This is a genomic window from Streptomyces sp. NPDC002958 (genome assembly GCF_055563255.1).
The window spans coordinates 1-19337 of record NZ_JBVHDS010000029.1 but is presented as its reverse complement, the minus strand read 5'-3'; the positions used below and the strand labels follow the sequence as shown (position 1 = coordinate 19337).

Below are 19337 nucleotides of genomic sequence, written 5' to 3'. Positions count from 1 at the left end.
TCGCACTCCCCAAGACCTCGACAGCACTCCAGGTTTCATATCGACGTACTTACTTCAGTGTCACGGCCACTGAATCACAGTGAGCTGCGCAGCCGGTACACAGGGTCAGCAAATATTGCACTCTGTGACTCAAGTCACAGCAGATGGCGAAGGGGTCACAGCGGGGTCACAGCGCCGTGCGGATTCGATCCCTCCTTACCCTGAACGCAAATCCGATTCTTGAACGCGAATCCGGGCGTTGCGGCACCCGCCCGCCGCCTCTCTGGGCCGGGGGTCCTAGGACCAGGCTGGTCCCCTGGCCCGATGCGACGGCACGCCGTCCGCGGCTAGCGTGCCCGACGTGTTGCAGACAGAGTCCCCCACCTCGCGTACCCAGCCCATCCCTCATGCTGAGGGGGTGAGCAACGATGAGTTCCGAGGCGCCCTCGCCCGGCTGGCCGCCGGAGTCGTGCTGATCACCGCCGAGGAGCCGCCGCTGGACGAGAACGGGCGCGGCGAGGATGTCGGGATGACGGCGACCGCCTTCATGTCGGTGTCGCTGGACCCGCCCCTGGTCATGGTCAGCCTGCGCAACGACTCACGGATGGATGACTTGCTGTCGGAGCAGCCGCTGTGGGCGGTCTCCGTACTGGCCGAGAGCCAGCGGCACATCGCCGGACGGTTCGCGATGAGGGGCCGGATCAGCGACCGGCTGCTGTTCGAGGACATCCCCTATACGAGGGGAGAAATGACCCGCGCACCACTGGTCGGGGGCGCGCTGGCCACGCTGGAGTGCCGCACCGAGCAGCGGGTCCTGGCGGGCGACCACACGCTGGTGATCGGCCGGGTACTGAGCGCGGCCCTGCCGAGCGTGGACGGGGCGCCGCTGACGTACTTCCGGGGGCGGTACCGGCAGCTGGGGTGAACGGGGGTCGGAAGGCGCGCGGGCGCGACAGGCGCGGCGGTCGCGCGGGGCGGTCCGCCGTGCGGGCGCACGCGCGGCCGTAGTGCGGGCGCGGCGGTCGTGCGGGGGGCGGCCCGTCGTCCTGCGCGGCGGTCGTGCGGGGGGCGGCCCGTCGTCCTGCGCGGCGGTCGTGCGGGGGCGGCGGTCATGCGGGGGGGGGGGGCCGTCGTCCGGGCACACACGAGGCCGCCGTTCGGGCACGGCAGGCATGCGCGCGCGGCAGGCATGCGGGGCAGTCCGTCGTCCGGGCGCGGCGCCCGTATCGCGCGTCGGCGGCTACCAGTCGCGCCCGGAGCGGCCACGCTTCGTCTCGCCGCGCTGCTTCTTCTCGCGCAGGCGCCGTTCGTTGATGCCGCGCGGAATCATGGTCTTGCGGCGTGGCCTGGGGGGCGGTGCCGTGGCCTCGGCCAGCAGGGAGGCGAGCCGTACGAGGGCCGTCTCCCGGTTGCGCCACTGGGAGCGGTGCTCGGACGCCCGTACCGCGATCACGCCGCCCACGAGCCGGCTCTCCAGACGCTGGAGCGCCCGCTCCTTCCACACCTCGGGAAGCGACTCGGTCGCCGCGAGGTCGAAGCGGAGCTCCACCTGGGAGTCGCTGGTGTTGACGTGCTGCCCGCCGGGCCCGGAGGACCGCGAGAAACGCCACATGAGCTCGGCCTCCGGCAGGGAGACCGAACCGCGGATGACATAGGGCCCGGACATGGCACCCATGTTCCCCGGCCCACAGGGCATTCGTCACCTTCTTTTGCCGCACGGGTCGCACGGGCTCGCGACGGCCTGAGACGGCTCACGGCGGCCCGTACGGGCCATCGCCGTCGGTCCGACCGGGGGACTTCGGTAAAGAAAGTAAAGGGAGCAGGAACCTCTCGGTCCCTTGTCCGCGTTATGACCTGTAACGGTAGCTTCGTGATGGCATGAAGCCCGTACTCGACGATGAAAGGGACTTCCCATGGCTGTAAGCCTGTCCAAGGGCGGAAACGTCTCGCTCACCAAGGAGGCCCCGGGCCTGACCGCCGTTACGGTCGGCCTCGGCTGGGACGTCCGTAGCACCACCGGCACCGACTTCGACCTCGACGCCTCGGCGATCGCGGTCAACCCGACCGGCAAGGTCGTCTCCGACGGTCACTTCGTCTTCTTCAACAACAAGTCGACGCCCGACCAGACCATCGTCCACACCGGTGACAACGTCACGGGCGAGGGCGAGGGCGACGACGAGCAGATCAACGTCAACCTGGCGGGCCTCCCGGCCGACGTGGACAAGATCGTCTTCCCGGTCTCGATCTACGACGCCGAGAGCCGCAGCCAGAACTTCGGCCAGGTGCGCAACGCGTTCATCCGCATCATCAACCAGGCCGGCGGCACGGAGATCGCCCGCTACGACCTGAGCGAGGACGCCGCCACCGAGACCGCCATGGTCTTCGGCGAGCTCTACCGCAGCGGCGCGGAGTGGAAGTTCCGCGCGGTCGGCCAGGGCTACGCCTCGGGCCTGCGCGGCATCGCCCAGGACTTCGGCGTCAACCTCTGACGTTCCGCAGCCGGTAGGTCGATACCCTCCGGGAGCCCCCGTCCGCATCTCCTGCGGCCGGGGGCTCCCGTGCGTCCAGGGGCCCGGCCGTCTCCGTGCTGCGGCATCAACGCGAAGTAGTGAACCAGGGCCTGCGCGGAGTCGCGATCATGTCGCGGGGGTAAGGCCGCGCAGCCAGATGACGGCGCCGCAGCTGAAGCCCCGACACGACCCGGGCTTCGTCCGGCCGGCGACATCAATTCTAATACCGGTATAGTAAGGCCGGTATAGTTATTGGTTACACGGAAGGGCATCGCGTGATCGAGATCCTTAACCCCACCCTGCTGGGCCGGGCAAAAACCACCGGCGCCCTGGTCGGTGACATCCTGCAGACACTGAAGAGCCGTAGCACGATCGGCACGAACCTTCTGGACATCGACCGGTGGGCCGAGAAAATGATCGTCGAGGCGGGAGCGTCGTCCTGTTACGTCGACTATGCGCCCTCCTTCGGACGAGGCCCGTTCGGCCACTACATCTGCACGGCCGTCAACGACGCCGTGCTCCACGGACGCCCGTACGACTACACGCTTACCGACGGCGATCTGCTGACACTCGACCTCGCCGTCTCCAAGGGCGGAGTCGCTGCCGACGCTGCCATCAGCTTCATCGTGGGCGACGCACGGCCCCCAGAGAGCGTCGCGATGATCAGTGCAACCGAACGCGCACTGGCCGCTGGGATCGCCGCTGCCGGGCCCGGGGCCCGCATCGGCGACATCTCCCATGCCATCGGCACAGTCCTCAGCGAGGCCGGGTACCCGATCAACACCGAGTTCGGAGGGCATGGCATCGGATCAACGATGCACCAGGACCCACACGTTGCGAACACCGGACGGCCTGGCCGTGGATACAAACTGCGCCCTGGGCTGCTGCTGGCACTGGAGCCGTGGGTCATGGCGGACACCGCTGAACTGGTCACTGATGCTGACGGGTGGACGCTCCGAAGTGCGACAGGCTGCCGGACAGCACACAGCGAGCACACGATCGCCATCACCGACGACGGAGCCGAAATCCTCACCTTGCCGAAGCAAACGCAGCCATGAGAAACGACCCCACAGGCCCGCAGACACCGGGCGAGGTTCTGGCACACACTCCGTGAAAGATCCAGCAGCAGCGGCACCGCGGGAGCCGGTCAGTCCTTCGAGACGGGCCGGCTTCTGCCGTACAGCCAGGTGTTCCACAGCTCCGTCAGGTCCTGACCGGTCGCCCTCTCCACATAGGCGGTGAAGTCGGCGGTCGACGCGTTGCCGTGCCGGTGCGCCTCCGTCCAGCCCCTGACGAGCGCGAAGAAACGCTCGTCGTCGCCCACAGCCTGCCGGATCCTGTGGATGACCATCGCCCCGCGCCCGTACACCGGCTCCTGCGAGATGTCCGCGGCCGTCGGCGGATCGGCGGGCGGAAAGGCCCAGTTGTCGTCGTCGTCGAAGGCGTCGTCGAACTTGTCCTGGACCGGGTGGCCCTCCTGGTCGTCCTCCCACAGCCACGCCGCATAGGTCGCGAAGCCCTCGTTGAGCCACATGTCCCGCCAACTCTCGGGCGTGACGGAGTTCCCGAACCACTGGTGGGCCATCTCGTGGACGAGCAGTGCGACGTCCGGCGTCCCCGGGAAGAACGGCCGGTTCTGGGTCTCCAGCGCGTATCCGGCGTCCCCTGGACGCTCGACGATCGCGCCCGTGGCGGAGAAGGGGTACGGGCCGAAACGTTCCGCCCCCCATTTCACGACCTCGGGAATCCGGGCGAGAATCCGCGCGCTGTCCGCCGCCACCGTCGTGTCCGCGGCGGTGAACACCTTGATGCCGTCCGGGGTGGTCGATGTCTTCGTGTCGAAGCGGCCGACGGCGACGGTCGCGACATAGCTCGCCATCGGTTCGGCGGTGCGCCAGTGGTACGTGGCCGTGGTGCCCGAGGTGCTACGAGATGTCAGATCGCCGTTCGAGACGGCCGTCAGACCCTTGGGAACGGTGATGGTGATGTCGTACGAAGCCTTGTCGCTCGGGTGGTTGTTGCCGGGGAACCAGGCCATGGAACCGGTCGGTTCACCGAGCGCGACCGATCCGTCCGCAATCCTCAGCCAGCCCTCCTCCGACTCGTCGGAGTCGGTGAGGGTCTGCGGGGAGCCGGAGTAGCTGACGACCGTACGGAACGTCCTGCCCTTGTGGAGGTGGCTCTCGACCTCGGCGTCGGGGCGCAGCGTCAGCTCCTGGCCCGCCCGGTTGACGGCGGCCGGGCGGCCCTCGACGGTCGCGGACCGCACAGTGAGCCCGGCGAGGTCGAGGTTGAAGGAGCTGAGGTCCTGGGTGGCGCGCGCGGTGATCGTGGCGGTGCCGCGCAGATGGTGGGCGGCCGGGTCGACGTCGAGGGCGAGGTCGTAGTGCGTGACGTCGTAGCCGCCGTTGCCGAGCTTCGGGAAGTACGGGTCGCGCAGACCGGCGGCGCCGGGGGTGCCCCCGGCGCCGCCGGTGCCGTCGGTGCAGGCGGTGGATGCCGTCAGAAGCAGCAGGGCGAGGGCGGCGGCGCGTGTCGTGCGACGTACCGGTCTTCGCTGATCCACACTCGCGATCCTAGGCTCGCCCGGCCTGCTCTGCCTGCTGGGACTGCTTGAACTGCCTGCTCTGTCTGCTGGGACTGCTTGGACTGCTTGTTTGGACTACTTTCTGCTTGGACTACTTGGCGAGGGCGGCGACGCCGCGGCCTTCGCGCACTTCTCCTCTGCACCTGGCAGGTGCCCGAAGGCAGGATTCCCCCCTCCCCACCCGATCGGGGAGGCCGAACGCCACGGCGTTGGCGCATCCCCGGGCATGACACCATCGAACTGTGCTCGACATCGGCTACTCCCTCTCCCGACGCTTCCCCGATCCCCCGCAGACCGACTACCGCCGCGCGGACGTCCACGCCCTGCGGCACGATCTGTTCTCCGGGGACGTCTACCTCGCGGACACCAAGGCGGACCGCGAGGTGTCCACAGCCTGGGGATGGGTGCCGGTGCTCGACTTCGCGTGGGCGCTGTGCGACATCGTCGAGCAGATCGACCAGGACCCGCGCGGCAACCGCTCGCACCGGCAGCAGTTCGCCGAGCTGGACTTCACCGAGTCGTCCGACCGGATGCTCTTCGAGCGCCGCTTCGGCTGGGTCGATGTCGAGGCCGACTGGATGCCCGGCGACGAGCCCCCGCTCACCTTCAGCCACTCGCTGCTGCGCCGCGAGGCCCGCGACTTCCTGCACGATCTGATCGCCGACCTCGCCGACATGCACGAAGGTCTCGCCGACAACCCCGTGATCTGGGACCTCCAGGCCCGCTTCCCACGTATCTGAACCGCCCGCCTGGCGGCTACGCCTCCACCCACACCCCGATCTGCGCCGCGAACGCCGGAGCCAGCTCCATCAGCTGTGCCGGGCTGATCACCGCACCCGCCAGCCGCTCCACCCCGCGCGCGATGTCCAGCTCCGCGACCGTCCGCAGGTCCACCGAATCCATCCGTACGGAACTGAAGTCGGCCCGCTTCAGCACACAGTCGCGGAACTCCACCCGCACCAGCTGCGCATCTCCGAAATCCGGCTCGGACAGCACACAGCCCTCGAACACCACGTCCTTCAGCCGCGCCTTCCGCAGATTCAGGTAGTCGATCTTCCCGCCGCGCACCAGCACCCGCTCCAGCACCGCACCGTGCAACTGCACCCCGCCCAGCCGTGCGTCCACCACCTCCACATCGCGCAGCGACGCCCCCGCGAGATCGGTGCCCACACCTCGTACGCCCGTCAGCACCGAGTCGATGAACCGGGCCCTGACCAGCTCCGTGCGGTCCAGTGCGCAGCCGTCCAGCGCACAGTCCATGAACCGGGCTCCCGGACCCGACTCGTCCGCGAGATCCGCCCCCTCGAACCGCACACCGTCATAATCCCCGTCGGGCTCCAGTCCTTGCCCGTCGTAGGGAACGAGCGGCGGCAGCCGCACCTCCGCCCGCCGTGCCGCTGCGATGGTGTCCGTCTTCCTGCTGCTGCTCGCCATGCCCCCCATCGTGACCCACCCCACTGACAACGCCCCCGGCAAACGGGCCAGGACCGCCGAGGGCCCGTACCGCACCAACGACCGAGGCAGCTCTGCTCGCCCTCGGGGCATCGGAGATCCGGAGACCGGCTCCGCCCCGCCGTCCAGCGCTTCCCGCTCGCCGAAGCGGCCGCCGTTCGCCCATCGCGCCCTGGAGACCCGCGGCACGATGGGCAAGGTGGTGCTGATCCCGTGACCCGGCGAAGACCTACTGCTCCCCGAGCTGTTCCCCGAGCTTCGACAACGCCCCGTCCGTCAGCCGGTACACCGTCCACTCGTCCTGCGGCCGCGCGCCCAGCGACTCGTAGAACGCGATGGACGGGGCGTTCCAGTTCAGCACCGACCACTCCAGACGCTCATAGCCGCGTTCCACACAGATTCGCGCCAGCTCCATCAGCAGCGCCTTCCCGTGCCCGCCACCACGCCGCTCCGGACGTACGTACAGGTCCTCCAGGTAGATGCCGTGCACCCCGCGCCACGTGGAGAAGTTCAGGAACCACAGCGCGAAGCCGACCACCTCGCCGTCGTCGTCCGACTCGGCGATGTGCGCGTACGCGGCGGGCCGCTCGCCGAACAGCGCCTCGTGCAGCTGCTCCTCGGTGGCGTTCGCCTCGTGCAGGGCCTTCTCGTAATCGGCCAGCTCACGGACCATGGCGTGGATGACGGGAACATCGGCAGGGGTAGCGGTACGAATCATGAGGGCAGCGTAAGCACCGGCGCGCACCCCGCTGCCTCCGCCCCGGCAACTGCCCTTCGTACTTGGACCGGGTGGCGATCAGCTCGTCCGGAATGTCAATCACGCGGACGATCGTGGAGCCGTGCGTCAATCGGATATGGCCCCCAGCAGCCCCGCCCCGCCCACCCGGCCACGCACCACCGCCGGCTCGTGGCTCCGCAGCGTCGGCTCATGGATCCGCAGCGCACCCGGCACCTACATCTGGCTGACCGCACTGTTCGTCACCACCGTCATCGTCCACCAGATGTCACCGGACTTCGAAGAGGAATTCCTGCTCCAACACTCGACCAACATCCACGAACTCTCCCAGAACCCCGTACGCGCACTGGTCACCAGCGCCTTCTGGATCGACGGCGGCCACTGGGTCCCCTACGCCGTCCTCTACACCGTCTTCCACGCCCCCGCCGAACACCGGCTCGGCACCCTGCGCTGGCTCACCGTCGCCATCGCGGCCCACGTCCTCGCCACCCTCGTCAGCGAAGGCGTCCTGGCCTGGGCCATCCGGCACGGACACGCACCGCAGTCCGCAGCCAACACGCTCGACGTCGGGGTCAGTTACGCGCTCGCGGGTGTCGTCGCCGTCCTCACGTACCGCATCCCGCCGCCCTGGCGTTACGTGTATCTCTTCGCCGTCCTCGTCTTCTCCGGCATCCCGCTCGTCACCGGCCGCACCTTCACCGACCTCGGCCACTTCGCCTCCGTACTCATCGGCCTCGCCTGCTACCCACTGACCCGGTCCCGGCCCGGGACGAAAAGCCCTGTGGCGCAGTAACGTCCCGCCCATAAAGAACAGCTTCAGCAAAAAACAGCTTCAGCAAAGAACAGCAACCAGGGCTTCACACCGGACAAAGCAGGGGCAACATGAGCACCGTCAGCACCGTCAACGGCGGCATATCGTTCTGGTACGCGGACCAAGGCATCCCCACCCCCCGGGAACCCCTGCCCGGCGACACCACCGCCGACCTCTGCATCGTGGGCGGCGGATACACCGGACTGTGGACCGCCTACTACCTCAAGAAGGCCGTCCCCTTCCTCAACATCACCGTCCTCGAAGCCAAGTTCTGCGGCTACGGCGCCTCCGGACGCAACGGCGGCTGGCTCTACAACGGCATCGCGGGCCGCGACCGCTACGCGAAACTCCACGGCCACGACGCCGCCGTCCGCCTCCAGCGGGCGATGAACGACACCGTCGACGAGGTCGTCCGCGTCGCCGCCGAAGAGAACATCGACGCCGACATCCACCGGGGCGGCGTCCTCGAAGTCGCCTACACCCCCGCCCAGCTGGCCCGGCTCAAGGACTTGCACTCGGTGGAGATCGCCTTCGGCGAGAAGGACCGCGTCCTGCGCGGCGCCCGCGAGACCGGCGAACGCATCAACGTCACCGGAGCCGTCGGCTCCACCTGGACCCCGCACGGCGCCCGCCTGCACCCGGTCAAACTCGTCAAGGGCCTCGCCGCGACCGTCGAGGCGCTCGGCGTCACCATTCACGAGTCGACGCCCGTCACCGAGATCAAGCCCAAGCACGCCCACACCCCGTACGGAACCGTCCGCGCTCCGTACATCCTGCGCTGCACCGAGGGCTACACCGCAACCCTCAAGGGCCAGAAGCGCACCTGGCTCCCCATGAACTCCTCGATGATCGTCACCGAGCCGCTCCCCCAGTCCATCTGGGACACCATTGGCTGGGACGGCCGCGAAACCCTCGGCGACATGGCCCACGCCTACATGTACGCCCAGCGCACCGCCGACGACCGCATCGCACTCGGCGGGCGGGGCGTGCCGTACCGCTACGGCTCGGGTGCCGCCCACTTCAACGACACGGCCCGCACCCGGCCCGCCACCATCGAGGCCCTCCGCGACATCCTCTTCCGCCTCTTCCCCACCACCGGGGCCGCCCGCATCGACCATGCCTGGTCCGGCGTCCTCGGCGTCCCCCGCGACTGGTGCGCCACCGTCGCCCTCGACCGCTCCACCGGCCTGGGCTGGGCCGGCGGCTACGTCGGCTCAGGCGTCGCCACCACCAACCTCGCCGCCCGCACCCTGCGCGACCTGATCCAGCAGGACTCCGGCCAGTCCGGCCCCACGGAACTGACCACCCTCCCCTGGGTCAATCACAAGGTCCGCCGCTGGGAGCCGGAACCCTTCCGCTGGATCGGCGTCCACGGCATGTACGCCGCCTACCGCACCGCCGACCGCCGCGAACTGGCCTCGCCCCGCGCGGGCACGGACCCCCTCGCGAAGGCCGCGGACCGGCTGGCGGGACGGCACTGAGCAGACGGACGGGCACCGGCCACCGGGTGGTGGCGGGTGCCCGTGGTGCGCTCGGTCACCTCTGTGGAGGTCGTCGACGAGCAGGGTTGAAGAACAAGGCCGAGCGATCCCCCCGGCTCAGTGGGCAGCCACGTTCTGCACCCCTCGTGCGCCGATCATCCCGAGACCGTCGATCGCGGCCGGGGACAGTATCGAGTCCTCCAGACCGGACAAGGGCATCCATGTGACCGCGCTGGTGGAGTCGTCGGCCTTGGCGACCCTCGGCGGGCCGGGCTTGAGTTCGACGATGTAGAAGAGCCCCACCAGGTTCCAACTGATCCCGAGCCGGGTGGCCGTATACGCCCGCGCGTCCACCAGCCGGGCGTCAAGAAGTTCGAGGCCGGTCTCCTCGTACAGTTCGCGTGCCAGCGTCTCCCGAGGCTGCTCGCCCGGATCGATTCCTCCGCCGGGCAGGTGCCACAGCCCGGGTGCGAAAACCGGTGAGGCTTCGGAGAGTTGAGTCAACAGCAGTTGGTCCTGCGCGGTGGCAATGGCATACGCCGATACGCGCGAACGCACGTCACTCTCCACGGTGCCCCTCCGGACTTCAAGTTCCACGGCCTCGACCGACCCGTGCGCAACAATCTATCGACCAGGCGCCGAGGAGGGCCGGGCGGGTTTCGGCGGGGACGCCACCTGCCCGGCGACGGAAGAAGGCCGGTGCCCTCCCCGGGGCACCGGCCTTCTCCGCGGCTTTCCGCCCTGACCGCGGCTCCCAGCTGAGCCGACGTCCTCACCAGCCAGGACGACGCCGCGGCACAGGTGCCGTTCACTCGGGTGAACCATTTCAACCCGCCGACGGTGACGCGGGCGCCGACCACCGGTGGGGCGCGATCGGCTCACGCCACCGCAAGCTCGACGCCGGCCCTCGACCCGGCGGAACGCGTCGAACCGCTACCGAGGCACCGCCGATCGGGCGTGCCGACGAGTCCGCCCCGGTGTGTGGGCGCGATTCTGCCCAAGAACCCGGTTACCTGGGAGGAATGGGTTTCGGCCGGCCGTCCGGCCTCGCGTCGCTGATGAACTGGTGGGTGAACGTGGTGCACGGAGCGAGAAAGGGATCTTCCTACAAGGGCACGTCCTCGAAGGCGATCCTTCATCAATACGACTTCCTGGGTGACTTCTACCGGCTGACGCTCGGTCCGGATCTCGTCTTCTCCTACGGCATGTGGGAGGAGGGCGACACACTCGAATCGGCTCAGCTGCGAAAGCTGGACCATCACGCCAAGGCGGCGAACGCCGTGGGCGCGGACCGGGTGCTGGACGTCGGCTGCGGGTACGGCAGCCTCGTGCACCGACTGGTGGACACCCATCACGTCAAGCACGCGGTAGGGATCACGATGAGTCCGGGTCAGGCCGCATGGGCCCGCGATCAGAACTGGCCGGGCTGCGAGGTCCGGGTGGAGAACTGGATCGATCACGAACCGGATGGGCCGTATGACGCCATCATCGCGATCGAAGCAATCGAGCACTTCGCCGGCAACACCATGTGGCGGGCCAAGCGCATCGTCCGTTACCGCGAGTTCTTCAAGCAGTGCCATGCCTGGCTGCGGCCGGCCGGGCGGCTGTCCCTGCAGTGCAACGCCTGGCCCGACCGCGGGTGGCTGGCCTCCCTCCTGCTGCCTTCTCAGCAACTGGCTCCTCACGGCCGGAATCACGGCCCGAAGGAGCGCCTCGGCCTCAAGGCGGTCGTCAGCGGGGTCAGGAACGTACGGGAGGGTCTTCATGCGTCGCGGAAGGTGTTTCCCGAGTGTTTCCTGCCGACCCGGGCCGAACTGACCGAAGCCGGCAACGGCTTGTTCCGAGTCGTGGAGACGCGAAGCGACCCGGAAGACGGGGTGGCCACGGTACGCAATTGGCTGGAACGGGCGGAGGCCAACCGGACACGCGGAGCGGAGCTCATCGGCAGAAGCGCGGTGTCCGACATCATCAGGGAGCAGCGAACAGCCCTCAGATTCTTGCGCGAGGGGCGCTTCACGCTAGTGCGCATGGTGTTCGAGAAAGTCTGAGATCGCTTCCGCGTCCGCCGCTGACGCCGGTTGAAACCCTCCTGGTGACCACGGGTGGAGCAACCACCGGCCCGCCCCGGCCGCCGCCTTCGGCCGCCCCGGCGATCGCGGCCCCGGAAACGTCGACGACCGCCCCGGGCCGGAGGGTCCGGGGCGGTCGTCGACGGGCTGCGGTCCGGTACGGCTAGATGTCGTTCCGGCCGAGCTTCGCGTACTCGTCCAGGTCGATGCGACGGTCGCCGTCCTCATCGGCCCACTGGACGATCGCCTCGACCTCCTGGGGGCTGATGTTGTCCGTCCGCTCGAGCGACTCCTTCAGCTCGCGGGCCGTGATGTAGCCGTCGCCGTCGACGTCGATCTCCTCGAACTGGCGGATCTGCTCTGCGGTGGGGCTGCTCATGTGTGCTCCCTAGAGTCAGGGGGGTGGTCAGTGATCCGGACAGACAACGAGCTACCGGACCAACCGGACACGGCTGCCGGAAGACTCCCGGCCATCGGGCCGACCAGTCATTGCGACAGGCGGTCACAGCACGTAAAAGGCCCAGGTCAGATTGAGTCTCTGACATGGGCCTCGCCCGAGCCCCCTGTCGGATTCGAACCGACGACCTACGCATTACGAGTTGTCCGATCTTGGTCCGCGGCTGCCGCGCGGTGCTGTTCCCCCTGGTCAGAACCGCACGGCGAGCCACTTGATCCGGCTCATGTCACCCTGTATCGGGCCGTCCGCTCACGCATCGCTCACGCGCCGCCGACTGCTGAGCAGCGCGTGGTCAGACCTGGCCGAGGTCGAACTCCACCGGGAAGGGGGCCGCTACCTTGAGCAAGCCGGTGAACACGTCTCCGTCCCGGTAGGTGTTCGTCGCGGGGTCGAGAACGTAGGTGTACACGAGAGGAACGCCTGTCGCGGCCTGCTCGATCCGCCAGTAGAAGCCGATGCCTGCCTTGGCGTACTGGTCGACCTTCACGATCCGATCGGTGGTCTCCGAGCCTGGCGACACCACCTCCGCGACCAGCAGCACGTGCTCAGGGCGAGTGGGGGTGATGTCGATCGTGTCTGCGCGGTACACGACGACGTCCGGGCGGCGATTGGTGAGCGGGACGTCCTGAAGCCGGACGTCGAAGTCCGTGTCGGCGTTCCACTCCGGGCCCGCGGCGGCATCCAGGGCGTTCGCCAGAATCCGGGCCAGCCGGTTGTGCCGCTTGGACGCACTCGGACTCACGACGACCATCCCGTCCACGATCTCGATGCCGGCGCACTGCTCCTCGGACCAGGACTCGTACTCCTCAGCGGTGACCTGCTCATGCATCCACGCCGGGGCCACCATCTCGGCTGTCATGAAGCACCTCCCGGACACTGTGCTGCGGGCCCGATCCCGCTGGATTCAGCGTACTGTCTGCCATCCGTCCGGCACGCTGACCTCGCTCACGCCCGCTCCCCGTCGGCCGGCATCCGACCAGCGAGTGACAGACACGAAGGGTGGGCGGCACCCCCCGCTTGAGGTCTCATGTCGGCAGGGGCGCTAATCCACATCGATGCCGTACTCCTGGACCAGTTCCTCCAAGCCGCCTCGGTATCCCTTGCCTCCGGTGACGAACTCCCAGTCGCCGTTCGCGCGGCGACGGAAGGACCCCCGTACGAGGACGGTTTCGCCGGTGCGGCCGTCGGAGACTTCCAACTGGTCGAGTGGAGTTCTCTCGGAGTCCAGCAGCCGAATGCCGGCGTCGGCGAAGCCGGACAGGTCGGCCGAGGGGTTGGCGACAGGGTCGACCGCGGCAATGACGACGAGACGGTCAGCGCGCGCCGGTAGGGCGTCGAAGGAGACTTGGATGGCGGCTCTGTCCGGCGCGACGGGGATGAGTGCCCGGACCGTGCCGTCGGGTGTTTGGGGGTTGTTGAAGAAGACGAAGTGGTCGTCGTCCAGAACGCGGTTGCCGTGGCAGACGAGCGCACACACGTCCAAGGCGACGGTGCCCGACCAGTACATGCCCAGCACGTTGTGGTCGTTCGTGCTGGTCTCACTGTCCGGCGCTGTCCGCTGGGCGGGCACCGAGCGTTCGCCGCTGCCCAGTCGCCCGCGCAGCCCGTGGCGGTGCAGCAGGTCGACCAGTTCGGAGCCTGCCACCAGTTCCAGGGGCTTGCCATTGGCGAAGGCCAACCACCCTGCGGCTGGTACTGGTTCGGGTCCGGCATGCGGATGGGGTGCGCGAGCTGTCCCGGGGAGAGCACCTCGATCTGCTCCGCCCGAGTCAGTGCATCGGCCCTGAACGCCGGAGCCCGGCACCCTGCCGCCAACAGACCCTGCAACGACTCGACCCGCGCGCCGATTTCCTCCGTGCGCCGCCGGGCATCTACCTCGCGCTGCTCTCGGTAGGCCGCTCTCTGCTCGCGGTGGCTGCGCGCCAGCTCTCGCTGGCAGGCGCGTTGTTGCCTCTCCTGATCCAGCTGGTATCTGGCTTGCGCCTCACGTTGACGTTGCTGTTGGCGCTGCGCTTCAGCCCAGACACCGCTCTACACCCAGCCCGACCCTGCGAGCCGAGATCGAACGGCTGCGGACGGAACAGCAACGGGCCTCCACTGTTCCCGTGCCAGCCCGCCAGCGGGCCTCCGACGCCTCGCTCCTTCGATGACTGGAGGCCGCCAACGAGCGCAACCGCCGCTCGCCGAGGAAAGCCGCCAGCTCCGGCAGCAACTCGCCCGCACGCTCGGCGACCTGCCTGCCGCCCGGCTCCAGACCCCTGTGACTCGCAGCGACCGATGACGCCGGTGCCGAGTTCTCGGCCATGTCCGTGCCAACTTTGAAGAGGGGCCATTCGTGTCCGGTTCCGCGTTCGGCCTGGAACATCACCGCGTCCCGCCGCCGAGGTCCCGGTCGGGTGCCTCAGCAGACCGCAGGAATCTCAAGGCCATCTCCGTGAACGCGTCCGGCTCGGCATCGTGGATCAGGTGCCCGACCGGAATGGTCTCACTGCGGCCTCCCGGGATTCGCCGAGTCAATTCGGCGACCCGGCCCTGGGGAACGTGGCTTCGCGAGCCGCCGCCGATGACGAGGGACCGCGCGGTGATCCCGCTGAGCCGCTCCAGCCACATCGGGTCGGGATCGTCAACCTGCCTCCTGATGGCCAACACCATCTCCCAGTCATAGGACAGTTCCCCGTCCGGCCTGGTGGGGACAGTCCGCTTCCGGGGAAGCGGCGCCGCGACATCCTCAAGGATCAGCCGACCCACCCGCTCCGGATGCTCCCCGGCAAGCAGGTAGGCCACGATCCCACCCATCGAGTGCCCGATGAGGTCCACCCGGTCGAGCGCCAGGGCGTCCAGGAAGCCGAGTACATCGGCCCGCATGACTTCCAACGAGTACTCGCCGGGCCAGTCACTTCGCCCGTGGCCGCGCAAGTCGAGTGCATACACCCGCCAGTGGCGAGCGAAGGCAGGCACCACCCCGTCCCAGTCCGCCGCGCACTCGCCCAACGCGTGCAGCAGGACGAGCGGCGGAGCGTCAGGGGAACCGGCGACCCGATAGGCCAGCCGGATGCCCCCGACCCCGATCGTGCAGTGATCAACCATGCTCGGAAGATAACCGCGGCACTCTGCCAGCAAAGCAGTGTTCACCAGCAGCCGAACCAGATCAGTTCTCTGTCGTGTCAGCTACCCCTGCGCTGAGTCACCCCCTGAGCGCCACGCAGGCGCGGTGGCCTGGTCGCTGTTCGACAACGATCCATCCGCGCCCACGAGGAGCCAGACAACACGATGGAAAGCCTCCTGGACAGTGCCCTGATCGCAGCAGCCCAGGTCAGCGCCCCGCCAAGCGGTTCGGCTCAAGATAACGTTCGTTTTCCGACACTCGCCCCAGCCGCTTCAGCCCGCGCTGTCCAGTACTTCAGCCACTCTCCGGTGGGAGAGACAACGGGCAGGGGCAGCGGGACGCCTCGGCAAACGGTGCGGGCGACCGTCTAGGTTGCAGGTGGTCGCTGCTGTCGACGTCCCCCTGCCCGGCTCCGTCGCAGCGGTCACGCCCGCTGGCCCCCCATCGTCACCAGCCGGTGAATCACCACGGAATCCAAGGCCGGGTTCGCTGCGGCCGCATGGGCCAGTTCCTCGTCGTCGAGGAGTTCCGTCAGCCGCGGCTGCGGAAGAGCCCTGGCCGAGCCAGGCCGGGATGAAGTTGTGGCCGCGGCGCACGACATCGTGACTCCCCCGGCCGTCCTCACCTCGCGCCGCCAGGAGCCGACTGCACGGACGGGTCGGGAGGGGCCCAGGGGAAAGCTACGCCCTCAGAACGACACCCTTTCCGAAAGCCCCTTCAGAAGTAGCCTGTCACTGAAAGACTAAGACAAGCAGTCAGGAGGCTTCCTGAGGCCGGTTTTGCAGCACTCAGACGAGTCTGGGAAGCAAGAGCGACCCTGCTCGAAGTATTGCGCACCGCTGGTGCGCACTCGACGCAGATGGATCTCGCTCCTTATTGTCCGGGGTGAAGGGCCGCCGAACGGCGGCCACGAGGGAGTTCAGATCATGTCCATTGCTGACCACGCGGACCAGCTTCATTCGCAGGCGGAGATCGCCTCGCTGGCGGGCGTCTCCCGGGCGACCGTCACCCAGTGGCGTCGCGCGCCCGGCTTTCCGTCTCCCGAGCGCGGCGGGGACTCGGAGCTGTTCCGTCGCGCCGACTTCCTCGCCTGGTTGGACGAGCGGCCCGTTCCCCGACGCCTGTTGCAGGGAGATCCGGACGGCACGACGTACGGGACACGGGCACGCCGGTCCCTCGCCGGGAGGGCCCCGACCGGCGCGGACGCACCCCGGCCGGGCGCGCCGGACACCCGGTCCGATCCACGCGATGCGGACCGGGTACGCGAACTCATGGGGCAGCTGTGCGACCGTGTACGAGGAGCCGGCTCAAGGGTTGACTACGTGAACCTGCTCGTGTCGCTGCACTTCCTGCGCCGGTCCGGGGGATCTCACTGGAACGGTGTCGTCGAGAAGTCCGGCACAGGTGAGGGTTCGGACGGCGCCGCTGCTCTCCTCCGGCACATTGCCGCGGCTGTCGACGAGCAGCTGAGGCTGCTGGGAATGCGTCCGGCGATGCGCCAGGCGCTGGTGCGCCTCGAACCCCGTTCGTACGCAGATCTACGGCACGTGGTGCACCTGGTGGGCGAACTCGGACCGGGGGCCTTCGAGCTCATGCTCGACGAGTACGAGTTGCTGGCCGGGCTGGACAGTGGCGAGTTCTTCACTCCACGTGCCGTGGCGCGCGTCATGGTCCGCGTCGCCGAGGAGAACGTGGCGGACGGGGTCCCGCTGGGTGTCTACGACCCGTACTCCCGGGGCGGCGAGCTGCTCGCCGCGGCGACCACCTGGTGTGCGAAGCAGGGCGTGGCTCCTCACAGGATGCGGGTCCGCGGGCTCACACACGGGCGGGACACGGCACCGCTGGCGATCATGAACCTGGCGCTTCGCGGTGCGCGGCCGAGCGTGCACGTCTCCTCCGGGGCGCCGCCCTGGACAGCGTCCGCGGCGTTCTCGACAGAAAAGTTCGATCTTGTTCTGAGCAATCCCCCGTTCAACATGAGTGACTCCACCGGAGAGCCGCGCAAGGAGAACAACTGGCCCTATGGGCCCCCTCCCCTGGGCAACGACAACCTGGCCTATGTGCAGCACGTGCTGAGCACGCTGCGGGAAGGTGGCGCCGCTGCCGTGATCATGCCGAACAAGGCCGGCAACTCGGCGAACAGGTCGGAGAAGAAGATCCGGCGGGCCATGGTGGAGCGCGGCGTGGTGAAGGCCGTCGTAGCCCTGCCGGACCGCCTGTTCTCCCATACGTCCGTGCCGGTCTCGGTGTGGTTCCTGGTCCATCCGTCCCAAGCCTGCGACGAGATCCTGTTCCTTGACGCACGACAGGTGGGTACTCCGATCCGGGGCAAGCGCGCTCTCCAGGACAAGGACGTACAAGCGATTCTCGACGCCTACCGTGGCTCCGCCGACCAGGACGACAGCGGGTGGAGCCCGGCCGTGCCTACTGCGGTCGTGACCAGGGAGTCCGTCGGGAAGCAGGACTGGTCGCTCAGTCCCATGGACCACATCGATGCAAACAGACCATGCCGTAGCGCCTCCGAGGCGGCCCACTCGGAGGCCCTGACCGTGCTGGAGCTCCGTAAGCAGCAGGCGTGGGAGGCGGATGCCGCCGCGGCCTCAGCTCTGGACCAGGTGGAGCAGGAAAGGGAACTGCTTGACACCGTCGGGTGGCACCGCGTGACGCTGTCCGACCTGTGCAACATCCAGGCGGGGCCGTCATACAGCCTGCTGAAAGGGCACATGACGACCAGATGCGGAGTGCCGCTTGTCTATCCCCAGAACCTGCGCGAGGGCCGCATCGCCGAACTGGCCGATGACCGGCACGTAGCGGAGGAGCAGGCCCGGCGCCTGGACCGCTTTCTGCTCAGGCCCCAGGACATCGTCTGTGTCCGGACCGGGGCCATGGGTCCCCCGGCACTGGTACGAGACGTAGGGGCCGACTGGCTGATGAGCGCGAATGTGATCCGGCTCAGGATGGACGACAAGCACCGAGCCCTCGCCCAACCCGGTTATCTCGCGGCCTACTTGGGGCGGCCCGAGTCGGTCGCCTGGGTACGGGACCGGGCGACGGCGACGGGTGCACCGTCCATCAGCGCCGCGGCGCTGGGCAACCAGCCGGTGCTGCTTCCCCCCTATGCGGAACAGCAACGCGTCGTCGCGGTCCTCGACGCGCTCGAAGCTCAAGCCACGGCCCACAGCCGCCTCGCTGCAGCAGTCGCTGACACCCGCACAGCCGTGGCGGGACGCCTGATGATCTCGACTCTGGGCAGCGCCACGCAGCCGGAACCCGGTACGCGCTCATGACGCCCGACCGTAGCCCCTCGCTCCCACCCCCCTCCACTGATGAAGGGACCACCGTGACTTCCCCGACCACGCCGTCTCCTGCACCGGCCTCGCACTCCCACACCTGGGCGCTGTGGCTGCTGGTGATGGTGCTCTTCTCTGTCGTCGTCGCCCTCGTCGTGATCATGCTGAAGCAGCACAGCGGCTCGGGGCTCGCAGACGCGGTCCTGTCGGGTGGCACCGCCTTCGGATCGACGATGATCATCTGCCTGGGGGCCGTCGCCGCGGTCAGGGAGCTGCGTCGGCCCCGGTGACCCGCCTGCGGGGGGCCCGCGGTTGGCCTGCGGTGGGGCGTGCTCACCGGCAGCCACGCACGCCTTGTCGAAGCCGGGCCGACGGGCCTGCTTGCTCCATGCCTGAGCGTTACCGTCGCGGCCCTGCGGGAGCCCGGACACTCAGCACCAGCCGACTTACGCCTGGCCCCGATCCAGATCGCCTCGCCGTCGTCCTCCGCCGACACAACCGCCACTTCAGGGTCCGACAGGAACAGGAGCTCTCCCAGCCGGAGCAGCACTTCGTCCACAGCCCCGGACTCTCGGGCACAGCACGGCAGGCACGGGGCATTTCAGGACGATCGAGGAGAGCGGAAACGAGGATCAACAGTTACAAGCTGTTGTCTTTCCGATCGTGCGGTCGTTCTTGATCGAACAGGGTGCTGGATCGGGTGAGTTCGCCGCTGTGCGCGCATGAAGAAAGGGCCTCCTGGTAGCTCGCGGTTATCGAAGCCAGAGCGACAGGGAGGCCCTTGTTGTTGCAGTCTTGCGTGGTCCCGTTTGTTCAGTCCAGCCCGTCCACCCCAGGGTGTGACTGTCTCGCCCACAGG

General features: G+C 68.4%; 17 protein-coding genes and 2 pseudogenes. 10 read left to right on the top strand and 9 right to left on the bottom strand.

All coding sequences use genetic code 11. The features are described from left to right. Positions 1 to 397: 397 nt before the first annotated feature. Positions 398 to 904 (top strand): flavin reductase family protein, encoded by a 507-nt coding sequence (locus ACZ3IC_RS30080; protein WP_467421275.1) that lies wholly within the window; start codon positions 398 to 400, stop codon positions 902 to 904. A gap of 315 nt (positions 905 to 1219) precedes the next feature. Here ACZ3IC_RS30080 and arfB read toward each other — a convergent pair whose 3' ends face one another. Next, positions 1220 to 1654 carry an alternative ribosome rescue aminoacyl-tRNA hydrolase ArfB gene (gene arfB / locus ACZ3IC_RS30075; RefSeq protein WP_467421273.1) on the bottom strand — a complete coding sequence of 145 codons (435 nt, stop codon included), beginning with the start codon at positions 1652 to 1654 and terminating at the stop codon, positions 1220 to 1222. Between the two features lie 238 nt (positions 1655 to 1892). Between arfB and ACZ3IC_RS30070 the strand changes: the two genes are divergently transcribed. Both ACZ3IC_RS30070 and map read left to right on the top strand, forming a co-directional pair. Then, positions 1893 to 2468, top strand: coding sequence for a TerD family protein (locus ACZ3IC_RS30070; RefSeq protein ID WP_467421270.1), 576 nt, complete (start codon positions 1893 to 1895; stop codon positions 2466 to 2468). A 296-nt stretch (positions 2469 to 2764) separates the two neighbouring features. Further along, positions 2765 to 3547, top strand: a complete 783-nt coding sequence (map, locus tag ACZ3IC_RS30065) for a type I methionyl aminopeptidase (RefSeq protein WP_467421268.1) — start codon at positions 2765 to 2767, stop codon at positions 3545 to 3547. Between the two features lie 89 nt (positions 3548 to 3636). Here the strand turns inward: map and ACZ3IC_RS30060 are convergent, their stop codons facing one another. Then, positions 3637 to 5055: a M1 family metallopeptidase gene (locus ACZ3IC_RS30060; RefSeq protein ID WP_467421265.1), complete on the bottom strand. Its 1419-nt coding sequence runs from the start codon at positions 5053 to 5055 to the stop codon at positions 3637 to 3639. Positions 5056 to 5318: 263 nt separating this feature from the next. On the opposite strand from ACZ3IC_RS30060, the gene ACZ3IC_RS30055 reads away from it, so the two are divergent. Continuing rightward, positions 5319 to 5816: a hypothetical protein gene (locus tag ACZ3IC_RS30055; RefSeq protein WP_467421263.1), complete on the top strand. Its 498-nt coding sequence runs from the start codon at positions 5319 to 5321 to the stop codon at positions 5814 to 5816. 16 nt (positions 5817 to 5832) lie between these two features. Here the strand turns inward: ACZ3IC_RS30055 and ACZ3IC_RS30050 are convergent, their stop codons facing one another. Continuing rightward, positions 5833 to 6510: a pentapeptide repeat-containing protein gene (locus tag ACZ3IC_RS30050; RefSeq protein WP_467421260.1), complete on the bottom strand. Its 678-nt coding sequence runs from the start codon at positions 6508 to 6510 to the stop codon at positions 5833 to 5835. 126 nt (positions 6511 to 6636) lie between these two features. Between ACZ3IC_RS30050 and ACZ3IC_RS30045 the strand changes: the two are divergent. After that, positions 6637 to 6745 (top strand): annotated as a pseudogene (locus ACZ3IC_RS30045) (zinc-binding dehydrogenase); the annotation flags it as partial. A 12-nt stretch (positions 6746 to 6757) separates the two neighbouring features. Here the strand turns inward: ACZ3IC_RS30045 and ACZ3IC_RS30040 are convergent. Continuing rightward, positions 6758 to 7246, bottom strand: coding sequence for a GNAT family N-acetyltransferase (locus ACZ3IC_RS30040; RefSeq protein WP_467421258.1), 489 nt, complete (start codon positions 7244 to 7246; stop codon positions 6758 to 6760). A 136-nt stretch (positions 7247 to 7382) separates the two neighbouring features. On the opposite strand from ACZ3IC_RS30040, the gene ACZ3IC_RS30035 reads away from it, so the two are divergent. Next, complete coding sequence (locus ACZ3IC_RS30035) at positions 7383 to 8057, top strand: rhomboid-like protein (protein ID WP_467421370.1); 675 nt, start codon at positions 7383 to 7385, stop codon at positions 8055 to 8057. Positions 8058 to 8146: 89 nt separating this feature from the next. Then, a complete protein-coding gene (locus ACZ3IC_RS30030; RefSeq protein WP_467421256.1) occupies positions 8147 to 9556 on the top strand; it encodes an NAD(P)/FAD-dependent oxidoreductase in 1410 nt (469 codons plus the stop codon). Positions 9557 to 9673: 117 nt separating this feature from the next. On the opposite strand, the gene ACZ3IC_RS30025 is transcribed toward ACZ3IC_RS30030, so the two are convergent. Beyond that, complete coding sequence (locus ACZ3IC_RS30025) at positions 9674 to 10114, bottom strand: NUDIX hydrolase (protein WP_467421253.1); 441 nt, start codon at positions 10112 to 10114, stop codon at positions 9674 to 9676. Between the two features lie 464 nt (positions 10115 to 10578). On the opposite strand from ACZ3IC_RS30025, the gene ACZ3IC_RS30020 reads away from it, so the two are divergent. Further along, the gene (locus tag ACZ3IC_RS30020) at positions 10579 to 11604 is read left to right on the top strand and encodes an SAM-dependent methyltransferase (protein WP_467421251.1); all 1026 of its coding nucleotides are present in this window, start codon (positions 10579 to 10581) and stop codon (positions 11602 to 11604) included. A gap of 184 nt (positions 11605 to 11788) precedes the next feature. On the opposite strand, the gene ACZ3IC_RS30015 is transcribed toward ACZ3IC_RS30020, so the two are convergent. The 4 genes and pseudogenes from ACZ3IC_RS30015 to ACZ3IC_RS30000 all read right to left on the bottom strand — a co-directional run bounded on the left by ACZ3IC_RS30015 (position 11789) and on the right by ACZ3IC_RS30000 (position 15169). Beyond that, complete coding sequence (locus ACZ3IC_RS30015; protein ID WP_467421249.1) at positions 11789 to 12004, bottom strand: EF-hand domain-containing protein; 216 nt, start codon at positions 12002 to 12004, stop codon at positions 11789 to 11791. Positions 12005 to 12374: 370 nt separating this feature from the next. After that, complete coding sequence (locus ACZ3IC_RS30010; RefSeq protein ID WP_467421248.1) at positions 12375 to 12941, bottom strand: Uma2 family endonuclease; 567 nt, start codon at positions 12939 to 12941, stop codon at positions 12375 to 12377. A 183-nt stretch (positions 12942 to 13124) separates the two neighbouring features. Beyond that, positions 13125 to 13844: pseudogene (locus ACZ3IC_RS30005) on the bottom strand (TerD family protein); the annotation flags it as partial. A gap of 602 nt (positions 13845 to 14446) precedes the next feature. Then, positions 14447 to 15169 (bottom strand): alpha/beta fold hydrolase, encoded by a 723-nt coding sequence (locus ACZ3IC_RS30000; RefSeq protein ID WP_467418093.1) that lies wholly within the window; start codon positions 15167 to 15169, stop codon positions 14447 to 14449. A 1290-nt stretch (positions 15170 to 16459) separates the two neighbouring features. On the opposite strand from ACZ3IC_RS30000, the gene ACZ3IC_RS29995 reads away from it, so the two are divergent. Both ACZ3IC_RS29995 and ACZ3IC_RS29990 read left to right on the top strand, forming a co-directional pair. Next, positions 16460 to 18475: a type I restriction-modification system subunit M/S gene (locus tag ACZ3IC_RS29995; RefSeq protein WP_467421246.1), complete on the top strand. Its 2016-nt coding sequence runs from the start codon at positions 16460 to 16462 to the stop codon at positions 18473 to 18475. Positions 18476 to 18528: 53 nt separating this feature from the next. Continuing rightward, positions 18529 to 18768 (top strand): hypothetical protein, encoded by a 240-nt coding sequence (locus ACZ3IC_RS29990; protein WP_467421244.1) that lies wholly within the window; start codon positions 18529 to 18531, stop codon positions 18766 to 18768. Positions 18769 to 19337 lie beyond the last annotated feature (569 nt).